Below are 13,105 nucleotides of genomic sequence, written 5' to 3'. Positions count from 1 at the left end.
GCTCTACGACACCCACCCGGTCTTCGCGGACGCCCTGGACGCGATCTGCGCCCGCATGGACGCCCACCTCGAACTGCCGCTGAAGGACGTCCTGTTCGGGGACGCCGCGGCTGTGCTGGACCGTACGGAGTACACGCAGCCGGCCCTGTTTGCGGTCGAGGTGGCGCTGTTCCGGCTCGTCGAGTCCTGGGGTGTGAAGCCGGACTTCCTGTCCGGGCACTCGATCGGCGAGATCGCTGCCGCGCATGTGGCCGGGGTGTTCTCGTTGGAGGACGCGTGCGCGCTGGTCGCGGCGCGTGGTCGTCTGATGCAGGCGCTGCCGGGTGGTGGCGTGATGATCGCGGTGCAGGCGTCGGAGGACGAGGTCCTGCCGCTGCTGACCGACCGGGTGAGCATCGCGGCCGTCAACGGACCGCAGTCGGTGGTCATCGCCGGTGACGAGGACGCAGCGACGGCCGTCGTGGCCGCCTTCCCCGACCGGAAGAGCAAGCGCCTCACCGTCAGTCACGCGTTCCACTCGCCCCACATGGACGGCATGCTCGACGCGTTCCGTCAGGTCGTGGCGGGGTTGTCCTTCGAGGCCCCCCGCATCCCGGTCGTCTCGAACCTGACCGGCTCGGTCGTCTCGGACGAGATGGGCTCGGCGGAGTTCTGGGTGCGGCACGTCCGTGAGGCGGTCCGATTCCTCGACGGCATCCGCGCCCTCGAGGCCGCCGGAGTCACGACGTACGTCGAGCTCGGGCCCGACGGTGTGCTCTCCGCACTCGCCCAGGACTGCTTCACGCAGGACGCCGTCTTCGTCCCCGCCCTCCGCAAGGGCCGCCCCGAGGCCGAGGCCGTCACCACGGCCCTCGCCCAGGCCCACGCCCACGGCGTCACCGTCGACTGGGCGGCGTATTTCGCCGGTACGGGTGCGCGGCGGGTTGATCTGCCGACGTACGCGTTCCAGCGTCAGCGGTTCTGGCCCAGCGCGGCCGTGTTCGCGGCCGGGGACCCGGAGGCGATCGGTCTCGGTGACGCCGGGCACCCGCTGCTGGGTGCGGCGGTGACGCTCGCCGATTCCGAGGGAGTGCTCCTTGCTGGTCGGCTGTCTCTCGACACCCACCCCTGGCTCGCCGATCACACGATCCACGGCGGCGTCCTGCTGCCGGGCACGGCGTTCGTCGACCTGGCGATCCGTGCCGGTGACCAGGTCGGCTGCGATGTGGTGGAGGAGCTGACGCTGGAGGCGCCGCTCGTCCTGCCCGAGCGGGGCGGCGTGCAGCTTCAGCTCGTGATCGAGGCGCCCATGGCGCCTGGGCGTCGGGCGTTCAGCGTGTACTCCCGACGTCAGGACGCACTGGCGGAGGAACCGTGGACGCGTCACGGGTCGGGTGTGCTGGCGTCTGGTGCCCGTCCGGAGGCCGCGCAGGAGTTCGGTGAACTGGCGGTGTGGCCGCCGTCGGGCGCCCAGCCCGTGGACGTCGACGGGCTGTACGCGGAACTGCTCGGAGACGGAATGGCCTACGGGCCGCTGTTCCAGGGGCTGAAGGCAGCCTGGCGGCGTGGTGGCGAGCTGTTCACCGAGGTGGTGCTGCCGGAGGACGGGCGCGGGGACGCGGCGCGGTTCGGGCTGCACCCGGCGCTGCTCGACGCGGGTCTGCACGCCATCGGCCACGGCGACCCCGTCGCGGAAGGCGCCGGCGCGATGCTGCCCTTCTCTTGGGTCGGTGTCTCGCTGTACGCCGTGGGCGCGTCCTCGCTGCGCATGCGCCTGACCCCGCACTCGCCGGACGACCGGCACACGCTGGGCCTGTTGATCGCGGATGAGACGGGGCGGCCGGTGGCGGCTGTGGAGTCGCTGACGCTTCGCCCGGCCTCCGCTGACCAGGTCAACGGGGCGGGCGCCGGCCATCTGGAGTCGTTGTTCCGCGTGGAGTGGGAGCCGGCCGCGATCGGTTCGGTGACGTCCGCTGGTCTGCGGTGGGTGGTGCTGGGCCGGGACGAGATCGGTCTGGCCGGCACGGGTGCTCAGGTGACCGAGTACGCCGATGTGGCGGCGTTCGGTTCGGCGCTGGCGGCGGGTGAGCCCGCTCCGGATGCGGTGTTCGTCCTGCCGTCCGCGGTCGACGTGGACGGGGACACCGTCGGGTCGGTGCACGGCGCGGTGAATGGCGCGCTGGCGTCCGTGCAGGAGTGGCTGGCGGATGACCGGTTCGCGGGTTCTCGGCTGGTGTGGGTGACGTCGGGTGCGGTGGCTGTTGGGGCCGGTTCGGGTGTCCGGGATCTGCCGGGCAGCGCGGTGCGTGGTCTGCTGCGCTCGGCGCAGTCGGAGAACCCCGGTCAGCTCGTGATGCTCGACCTGGACGTGGAGCCGGACTCGGCGTCGGTGGCGGCGATTCCCGCCGCGCTGGCGGCTGGTGAGCCGGAGTTGGCGGTCCGCGCGGGTGTGGTGAGTGTGCCCCGTCTGGTGCGCGTGCCGTCGGCGGACAGTGTGGCCGAGGCGCCGGTGGTGCTCGGTGACCCGTCCGGGACGGTTCTCGTGACCGGTGCCACGGGTGGTCTCGGGCGGCTGTTCGCCCGGCACCTGGTGAGCGCGCACGGGGCGCGGCGTCTGCTGCTGGTTAGTCGGCGGGGTTCTGCTGCCGAGGGTGCCGAGGAACTGGTCGCGGAGCTGGCGGAGTTGGGTGCTCGGGCGGAGCTTGCTGCCTGTGATCTCGCGGATCGGGATGCGGTGGCCGCGCTGCTGGCGTCGGTTCCGGCTGAGCACCCGCTGACGGCCGTAGTGCACACCGCGGGTGTTCTGGATGACGGTGTTGTGTCGGCGCTGACGCCGGAGCGGGTCGCGACTGTGCTGCGGCCGAAGGTGGACGCGGCCTGGAACCTGCATGAGTTGACGCGGGATCTGGACCTGTCTGCGTTTGTTCTCTTCTCGGGTGCGGCGGCCGTGTTCGGTGCGGCGGGGCAGGCGAATTACGCTGCGGCGAACGCGTTCCTGGAGGCCCTGGCCGAGCAGCGACGGTCTGAGGGCCTGGCGGCCACCGCGCTGGCCTGGGGTCTGTGGGCCCCGCAGGCGGGCAGTGGCGGTGGCATGGCGGCGAGCCTTGACGACGCCAACCTGCGCCGCATCGCCCGCGACGGCGTAGACGGACTGGCTGCCGACGAGGGGCTCGCCCTCTTCGACACGGCGATGGCGGTGGATTCGGCGGTGCTCCTGCCGATCCGCCTCGATCTCGCGGTGCTGCGGGCGCAGGCCGTCTCGGCGGGTTCGACGCCGGCCCTGCTCCGTGCCCTGGTACGAGTGCCCGTGCGGCGCACCGTGGAGCGGCGAGGCGGCGACTCGGAGACCGGTTCGCCCCTGGTGGCCCGTCTGCTGGCGTTGCCGGTCGCGGAGCACGAGGGCGTGCTGCTGGACCTGGTCTGCGGGCGTGTGGCCGCAGTCCTGGGCCACACCGGTGCCGAGGCGGTCGACGCCGAACGGGCCTTCCGGGACCTCGGCTTCGACTCCCTCACAGCCGTGGAACTGCGCAACGTACTCAAGACGGAGACCGGACTGCGGCTGCCTCCGACGCTGATCTTCGACTACCCGACGCCCGCCGCGCTGGCCCGGCACCTGCTCTCCGAGCTCGCGGTGACCGATGGTTCCGCTGAGGCAGCCGGAGTACGCGGGCTGTCGACGCCCGTTCGGGCCGCTGTGGGCCTGACCGACGACCCGATCGTGATCGTCGGCATGGGCTGCCGTTTCCCCGGCGGCGTGCGGACCCCCGAGGAGCTGTGGCAGCTCGTCGCCACGGGTGGCGACGGCATCACCGCGTTCCCGTCCGATCGCGGCTGGGACGTGGAGGCGCTCTACCACCCCGATCCCGACCACGTGGGCACCTCGTACACCCGCGAAGGCGGCTTCCTGCACGACGCGGCCGAGTTCGACCCGGCGTTCTTCGGGATCTCGCCGCGCGAGGCCCTCGCCATGGACCCCCAGCAGCGGCTCCTCCTGGAAACCTCGTGGGAGGCCTTCGAGCGGGCCGGCATCGACCCGGCCACCCTGCGTGGCAGCCGTACGGGCGTCTTCGCCGGCGTCATGTACCACGACTACGCGACGGGTTACGGAAACGGCGAGGAGCTGCCGGAGGGCGTCGAGGGCTACCTCGGTACCGGAAACTCGGGCAGCATCGCCTCGGGCCGCGTCTCGTACGCGTTCGGTCTCGAGGGCCCGGCGGTGACGGTGGACACGGCGTGTTCGTCGTCGCTGGTGGCCCTGCACTGGGCGATCCAGGCGCTGCGGCAGGGCGAGTGCGACATGGCTCTCGCGGGTGGCGTGGCGATCATGGCGACTCCGGAGACCTTCGTCGACTTCAGCCGTCAGCGCGGTCTGTCGGCCGATGGCCGCTGCAAGTCCTTCGCCGCGGCCGCGGACGGTACGGGATGGGCCGAGGGTGCGGGCATGCTGCTCGTCGAGCGGCAGTCGGACGCCCTCCGCAACGGGCACCCGATCCTGGCCGTGGTGCGTGGCTCCGCGATCAACCAGGACGGTGCGAGCAACGGCCTGACGGCCCCGAACGGTCCGTCGCAGCAGCGAGTGATCCGCGAGGCCCTCGCCAGCGCGGGTCTGTCCGCCGCCGACGTGGACGCGGTCGAGGCGCACGGTACGGGTACCCGTCTCGGTGACCCGATCGAGGCGCAGGCGCTGCTGGCCACGTACGGTCAGGACCGCCCCGAGGGGCGGCCGCTGCTGCTGGGCTCGATCAAGTCCAACATCGGTCACACCCAGGCCGCCGCCGGTGTCGCCGGCGTGATCAAGATGGTCATGGCGATGCGGCACGGCGTGCTCCCGCAGACGCTGCACGTGGACGCGCCGTCGCCCCAGGTGGACTGGGAGGACGGTGACGTCAGCCTGCTGACCGACGCGACGGACTGGCCCGAGACCGGTCGGCCGCGCCGCGCGGGCATCTCGTCCTTCGGTATCAGCGGTACCAACGCCCACACCATCATCGAACAGCCCCCGGCCGCCACGGAGCCGGCGGAGGCACCTGCCGACGCCACGCCGCTGCCGGTCGTGCCCTGGGTGCTCTCGGCGAAGGGTGAAAACGCCCTTCGGGCGCAGGCGCGTCAGCTCCAGGCCCACGTACTGGCCGCGCCGGATGTGCGCCCGGTCGACGTCGCGTGGTCGCTGGCGGCCAACAGGGCCTCGTTCGAGGACCGCGCGGCGGTGGTGGCCGCGGACCGTGAGGGCCTGCTGGCCGCACTGGAGGCGCTGGCCGAGGGCCGCCCGACCGCAGCCGTGGTGAACGGTTCGCCGGTCGGCGGGAAGGTCGCCTTCCTGTTCACCGGGCAGGGCAGCCAGCGCCTCGGCATGGGGCGTGAGCTCTACGAGACCCACCCGGTGTTCGCGGCGGCGCTGGACGCGGTGTGCGAGCGGCTGGAACTGCCGCTGAAGGACGTCCTGTTCGGGGACGACGCGGCGCTGCTGGACCGGACCGAGTACACCCAGCCGGCCCTGTTCGCCGTCGAGGTGGCCCTGTTCCGCCTCGTCGAGTCCTGGGGGGTGAAGCCGGACTTCCTGTCCGGTCACTCCATCGGCGAGATCGCCGCCGCGCACGTCGCCGGCGTGTTCTCGCTGGACGACGCGTGCACGCTGGTCGCCGCCCGCGGTCGTCTGATGCAGGCGCTGCCGGGTGGTGGTGTGATGATCGCGGTGCAGGCGTCGGAGGACGAGGTCCTGCCGCTGCTGACGGACCGGGTGAGCATCGCGGCCGTCAACGGCCCGCAGTCGGTGGTCGTCGCCGGTGACGAGGACGCGGCGGTCGCCGTCGCGGAGTCGTTCGCCGACCGCAAGACGAAGCGGTTGACGGTCAGCCACGCGTTCCACTCGCCGCACATGGACGGCATGCTCGATGCCTTCCGCCATGTCGTGGCGGGGCTGTCCTTCGAGGCCCCCCGCATCCCGGTCGTGTCCAACCTGACCGGCGCCCTCGTCACCGACGAGATGGGCTCGGTGGAGTTCTGGGTGCGGCACGTCCGCGAGGCGGTCCGCTTCCTCGACGGCATCCGCGTACTGGAGGAAGCGGGGGTCACGACGTACCTCGAACTCGGTCCGGGTGGTGTGCTCTCGGCCATGGGCCAGGAGTGCGTAGCCGGCGAGGGTGCTGCCTTCGTGCCGGTCCTGCGCGCAGGACGTCCCGAGACCGAGACGACGGTCGCGGCAGTGGCGCAGGCACATACTCGGGGCCTTGAGGTGAACTGGCAGGCGCTCTTCACCGGTTCGGGTGCCCGGTACGTTGATCTGCCGACGTACGCCTTCCAGCGGCAGCGCTACTGGCTGCCGATGGCGGGGACGGTGCGGAGCGGCGCTGCCGACGAGGTGGACTCCCGCTTCTGGGACGCCGTGGAGCGCGAGGACCTGGAGTCGCTCGCCGCCACGCTGGACATGGATGGCGAGAACGCCTGGGACAAGGTCCTGCCGGCTCTGCCGACCCTCTCGGCCTGGCGACGTGGCCTGCGGGCCCAGTCCGAAGTGGACCGCTGGCGTTACCGGGTGTCGTGGAAGCCGTTGACGGATGCCGGGACCGGTGCGCCGTTGTCGGGGCTGTGGCTGGTCGTTGCTGCTGCGGGCGTGGATGACGCGGCTGTGGTGGATGCGCTGGCCGCGCGTGGTGTCGAGGTCCGGCGGGTTGTTGTCGAGCCGGGTACGGATCGTGCCGGTTTGGCTGGGCTGTTGTCCGGCGCGGGTTCTGTTGCTGGTGTGGTGTCGCTTCTGGCTCTGGATGAGGCTGCTGGGGTTGTTGCGTCTGCTGGTTTGGTGCAGGCGTTGGGTGATGTGGGGGTGGAGGCGCCGCTGTGGTGCCTGACCCGTGGTGCGGTCAGTATTGGCCGTTCGGATCGTCTGGTGTCGGCGGTTCAGGCTCAGGTGTGGGGTCTGGGGCGTGTGGCTGCTCTGGAGGTTCCCGGGCGTTGGGGTGGTCTGGTTGACCTGCCTGAGGTGTGGGATGAGCGGGCGATGTCCCGTCTGGTGGGTGTGCTGGCTTCTGCTGGTGAGGACCAGGTTGCGGTGCGTTCGTCCGGGGTCTTCGGGCGCCGGCTCGTTCGGGCGACCGGTGGTGCTGCGTCCACGTCATGGACGCCGTCCGGCACCGTTCTAGTGACGGGTGGTACGGGCGCTCTGGGCGGCCGGCTGGCTCGTTGGATGGCCGGGGCCGGCGCGGAGCGTCTGGTGCTGACCAGCCGCCGTGGTGCTGATGCCCCGGGTGCTGCCGAGTTGGCGGCGGAGCTGTCCGGGCTGGGTGTTGAGGTGTCGGTCGTGGCGTGTGACGCCTCCGACCGTGACGCTCTGCGTGCGCTCCTGGAGGCCGAGGCCGACACGCTGACGGCGGTCGTGCACACCGCCGGGATTCTCGATGACGGTGTCCTTGACGCCCTTACCCCCGACCGCATTGAGAGTGTGTTGCGGGCGAAGGCGACCTCGGCGCTCAATCTGCACGAGCTGACCGTTGAGCTCGGTATCGAGCTCTCCGCGTTCGTCTTGTTCTCTTCTATGAGCGGCGTGACCGGTGCTGCTGGTCAGGCGAACTACGCTGCCGCCAATGCCTACCTGGATGCTCTCGCTGAGCAGCGTCGTGCGGCCGGGCTGGCCGCGACCTCGCTCGCGTGGGGTCCGTGGGCCGAGGGTGGTATGGCAGCTGATGAGTCCATGGATGCGCGGATGCGGCGTGAGGGTCTGCCGCCGATGGCCCCGGATACGGCGATGGCCGTGCTGCGACAAAGCGTTGCCTCATCCGCCGACGCGGCCTTGCTGGTCGCGGACGTGGACTGGGAGCGCTTCGCACCCGCCTTCAGCGTCGTGCGTCCCAGCTCCCTCTTCGCCGAGCTGTCCGATATCCGGCCGGCCGGGCCCACCGCTCGTGCCGCAGGCGACACCGCATCGCCGGTCGACCGGCTCGCCGGTCTGGGCGCGGCGGAGCTGGAGCGGGAGCTGCTCGGTCTGGTCCGTACGCACGTCGCGGCGGTCCTGGGGCACGACGGCGTTGACGCCGTCGGCGCCGAACGCGCCTTCAAGGAGCTCGGCTTCGACTCGCTCACCGCGGTCGAGCTGCGCAACCGCCTCGGGGCGGCCACGGGTGTGAGCCTGCCGGCCACGCTGATCTTCGACTACCCGACTGCCTCCGCCCTCATGGGATTCCTCCGGGACGAACTCCTGGGGACCGAGGCACGGATCAGTGGTCCGGTGACACCGACGGTCAAGGCCGTGGACGACGATCCGATCGCGATCGTCGCGATGAGCTGCCGCTTCCCGGGCGGTGTCCGCACCCCCGAGGACCTCTGGCAGCTGCTGTCGACCGGTGGCGATGCCATCGGCGAGTTCCCGGCCGACCGTGGCTGGGACCTGGATCGCCTCTACAGCCCCGATGCGGACCAGCAGGGCACGTTCTATGCCCGTGAGGGCGGTTTCCTCTACGACGTGGCCGACTTCGACGCCGACTTCTTCGGGATCTCGCCGCGCGAGGCCCTCGCCATGGACCCCCAGCAGCGGCTGCTGCTGGAGACCACCTGGGAGACCTTCGAACGGGCCGGTATCGCTCCGTCCTCGGTGCGCGGCAGCCAGGCCGGCGTGTTCATCGGGACCAACGGGCAGGACTACGGAACGACGTTGAACACCGTTCCGGACGGCATCGAGGGTTTCCTCGGTACAGGTAACGCGGCGAGCGTCGTCTCCGGTCGCCTCTCGTACGCCTTCGGTCTGGAGGGCCCGGCGGTCACGGTGGATACGGCGTGCTCGGCTTCTCTGGTGGCCCTGCACTGGGCGATCCAGGCGCTGCGCAGCGGTGAGTGCTCGCTGGCGCTGGCCGGTGGTGTGACCGTCATGTCCTCGCCGGGCGCCTACATCGACTTCAGCCGTCAGCGGGGCCTGGCGGAGGACGGCCGCATCAAGGCGTTCGCCGCTGACGCGGACGGTACGGGCTGGGGCGAGGGTGTCGGCATGCTGCTCGTGGAGCGGCTGTCGGACGCGCAGCGCAACGGGCACCCGGTTCTCGCGGTGGTGCGGGGTTCGGCGATCAACCAGGACGGTGCGAGCAACGGCCTGACGGCCCCGAACGGTCCGTCGCAGCAGCGAGTGATCCGTCAGGCCCTGGCCAGCGCCGGTCTGTCGGCCGCCGAGGTGGACGCGGTGGAGGCGCACGGTACGGGTACGCGGCTCGGTGACCCGATCGAGGCGCAGGCGCTGCTGGCCACCTACGGCCAGGACCGCCCGGGCGACCAGCCGCTTCTGCTGGGCTCCATCAAGTCGAACATCGGTCACACGCAGGCCGCCGCCGGCGTGGCGGGTGTCATCAAGATGGTGCTCGCGATGCAGCACGGTGTGCTCCCGCAGACCCTGCACGTGGACGAGCCCACCCCGCACGTCGACTGGACGGCGGGCGACATCGCCCTGCTCACCGAGCAGCGCGCGTGGCCGGACACCGGGCGTCCGCGCCGGGCCGGCATCTCCTCCTTCGGCTTCAGCGGCACCAACGCCCACACGATCATCGAGCAGGCACCGGACGTCGAGCAGTCGGCGCACGCCGACGCGCAGCAGCGTCCCGGCTCCGTTCCGTGGGTGCTGTCTGCAAAGAGTGAGGCGGCCCTGCGGGTCCAGGCCGAGCGCCTTGAGGCGCTGCTCGCGTCGGATGAGCTGCTCGAATCCGCCGATGTGGCCTACGCGTTGGCGACATCGAGGTCGGCCCTCGAGCGCCGGGCCGTCGTCGTAGCGGAGGAGCGGGAAGAGTTCCTCGCCGCGCTGCGCGCCCTGACCGCCGGCGAGCAGGCAGCCGGCCTAGTGCGCGGAACGGCGGCCGCCCCCGGTAACACGGCCTTCCTGTTCACCGGCCAGGGCAGCCAGCGACTGGGCATGGGCCGAGAGCTCTACGACACCCACCCGGCCTTCGCGGACGCCCTGGACGCGATCTGCGCCCGCATGGACGCCCACCTCGAACTGCCGTTGAGGGACGTCCTGTTCGGGTCGGACTCCGTCGTTCTGGATGAGACCGCGTATACCCAGCCGGCCCTGTTCGCGGTCGAGGTGGCGCTGTTCCGGCTTCTCGAATCGTGGGGTCTGCGGCCGGACTTCCTCTCCGGGCACTCCATCGGTGAGATCACCGCCGCGCACGTCGCCGGTGTCCTCTCGCTCGACGATGCGTGCGCGCTGGTCGCGGCCCGCGGTCGCCTGATGCAGGCGCTGCCGTCCGGCGGTGTGATGATCGCGATGCAGGCCTCGGAGGCCGAGGTCCTGCCGCTGCTGACGGACCGGGTGAGTATCGCGGCGATCAACGGTCCGCTGTCGGTCGTGGTGGCTGGTGACGAGGATGCGGCGACCGCGATCGCGGCCGCGTTCCCCGACCGCAAGTCCAAGCGGCTCACCGTCAGCCATGCGTTCCACTCGCCGCACATGGACGGCATGCTGGCCGACTTCCGCAAGGTGGCCGAGGAGATCACATACGGCAGCCCCCGCATCCCGGTCGTATCGAACCTGACCGGCGCCCTCGTCACCGACGAGATGGCCTCCGCCGACTTCTGGGTGCGGCACGTCCGCGACGCCGTCCGCTTCCTCGACGGCATCCGCGCCCTCGAGGCCGCCGGAGTCACCACGTACCTCGAACTCGGGCCCGACGGGGTGCTCTCCGCCCTCGCCCAGGACTGCGTCACGCAGGACGCCGTCTTCGTCCCCGCGCTCCGCAAGGGCCGCGCCGAGGCCGAGGCCGTCACCACGGCCCTCGCGCAGGCCCACGCCCACGGCGTCACCGTCGACTGGCGGGCGTACTTCGCCGCCACCGCGGCCGGCGCCCGCCGCGTCGATCTGCCCACCTACCCCTTCCAGCGCAAGCGCTACTGGCTGGAGGAGGCTCCCCGCCCCGCGGCGGTCGAGTCCGGTGCCGGGACGGCCGGTGGTGCGGTGGACGCCGCGTTCTGGGAGGCCGTCGACAACGCGGACCTCGCCGCCCTCACGGCCACCCTTGAGATCGATGCCGACCAGCCGCTGAGCGCGCTGCTGCCGGCGCTGTCCGCCTGGCGGCGCCAGAGCGCGGAGCGGTCGCTCGTCGACGGCTGGCGCTACGGGGTCACCTGGAAGCCGCTCGGCGATCCGGATGCCACCGCTCGCCCCGCCGGCACCTGGCTGGTCGTCACCGCGGCGACCGGCGCCGGTCCCGCGCTCCCCGGGATCGCGGACGCCCTCCGGGCGCGCGGCGCGGACGTACGGGAGGTCGCGCTGGACGTGGCCACCACCGACCGGGCCGCCGTGGCCGACCGGCTGCGTACGGCTCTCGCAGGGAACCGTGCCGACGGGGTGCTGTCCCTGTTGGCGCTCGCCGAGGCCCCGCACCCGGCCCATCCGGCAGCGCCGGCCGGGCTGCTGCTGGCCGGGGCGCTCGTACAGGCCCTCGGTGACGCCGAGGTCGACGCCCCGCTGTGGTGCGTGACCACCGGGGCCGTTGCGACCGGCCCGTCGGACCGGGTCCGGAGCGCCACGCAGGCGCAGACCTGGGGCTTCGGCCGGGTGGTCGCCCTGGAGCACCCCGAGCGCTGGGGCGGTCTGGTGGACCTGCCCGGCAGCCCGGACGCGCGGGCGCTGGACCGGCTGCTCGCCGTACTCGCCGGCGGGAAGGACGCGTACGAGGACCAGCTCGCCGTACGGTCCGCGGGTCTCCTCGCACGCCGCATCGGGCACGCCGCCCCGGCGGCCGTCGGCAGTGGCGGCGGAGCGGTGGAGCGGGCGCCCTGGCGGCCCCGCGGCACCGTCCTGGTCACCGGCGGTACGGGCGCCCTCGGCGCACACGTGGCTCGCTGGCTCGCCGCGCACGGCGCGGAGCACCTGGTGTTGGCCGGCCGCCGCGGGGCCGACGCGCCCGGGGTCGAGGCCCTGGTCGCGGAGGTCTCCGCGCTCGGTGCGCGGGCCACGGCCGTCGCGTGCGACGTGGCCGACCGGGAGTCCGTCGCAGAGCTGCTCGCCGCCCTCCGCGACGACACCTCCGGCCCCGGCCTGACGGCCGTCTTCCACACGGCGGGCGTCGGCCAGTTCACGCCGCTCGCCGAGACCGGCGCGGGCGATGTCGCGGCCGTCTTCTCCGCGAAGGTCGGTGGGGCCGAGCACCTCGACGAGCTGCTCGGAGACACGGAGCTGGACGCCTTCGTCCTGTTCTCCTCCATCGCCGGCGTCTGGGGCAGCGGTGGTCAGGCCGCCTACGCGGCCGCCAACGCCCACCTCGATGCCCTGGCGCAGCGGCGCCGGGACCGCGGGCTGACGGCCACCGCCGTGGCCTGGGGTCCGTGGGGCGAGGGCGGGCTGGTCGCCGACGACGAGGCCGCCCTGCAACTGCGGCGCCGCGGCCTGCCGGTGATGGCCCCGGAGCTGTCGATCGCCGCCCTCCAGCAGGCGCTGGACGCGGACGACACGACCGTGACCGTCGCCGACGTCGACTGGGAGCTGTTCGTCCCGGCCTTCACGGCGGCCCGGCCGCGCCCGCTCATCGCCGGCCTCCCCGAGGTACGCCGCGTACTCGCGGCGGAGCAGCACGCCGTCGGCACCGGCCTCGGCGCCGATGCCGCGGGCGACGGCGCCGGTGAACCGGCCCGGTTGGTGGCCGAGATGCGGGGCATGGGCGCCGACGAGGCCGAACGGAGCCTGCTCGGCCTCGTCCGTACGCACGTCGCCGCGGTCCTCGGGCACGACGGGGCCGCTTCGGTCGAAGCGGGCCGCGCCTTCAAGGAGCTCGGCTTCGACTCGCTCACCGCGGTCGAACTGCGCACCCGCCTCGGCTCCGCCACCGGACTGCGGCTGCCCGCCAGCCTCGTCTTCGACCACCCGACGCCCGCCGCCCTGGCCGCGCACCTGCGCGCGGAACTCCTCGGCGGGGACACGGCGCCCGCGCTCCCGGCGCTCGCGGAGATCGACAAGCTGGAGTTCCTCCTGACGTCGGTCCCCGAGGACGACGCCGCCGAACGCGCCCGCGTGACGGCGCGCCTCGAAGCGCTCCTGGCGAACTGGAACGGGACGGACCGGGCCGCGGCCCACGCCCTGGAGGACGAGGAGGACGCCATCGATTCGGCGTCCGCCGAGGACCTCTTCGACATCATCAACAACGAATTCGGAAAAGCCTGA

The 13,105-nt window shown here is 72.4% G+C and carries 1 protein-coding gene (only partly in view); it reads left to right on the top strand.

What is annotated here, in order from left to right; all coding sequences use genetic code 11:
• Positions 1-13,105 carry the final stretch of a type I polyketide synthase gene (locus tag OG386_RS02320; RefSeq protein WP_328786495.1) on the top strand. It extends 21,248 nt beyond the left edge of the window, so only the last 13,105 of its 34,353 coding nucleotides appear in the window; its start codon lies beyond the left edge, outside the window; the stop codon is at positions 13,103-13,105.

The sequence above is a fragment of the Streptomyces sp. NBC_00273 genome (assembly GCF_036178145.1).
Taxonomy (GTDB): domain Bacteria; phylum Actinomycetota; class Actinomycetes; order Streptomycetales; family Streptomycetaceae; genus Streptomyces.
This window is presented reverse-complemented; position numbering and strand designations above follow the sequence as displayed.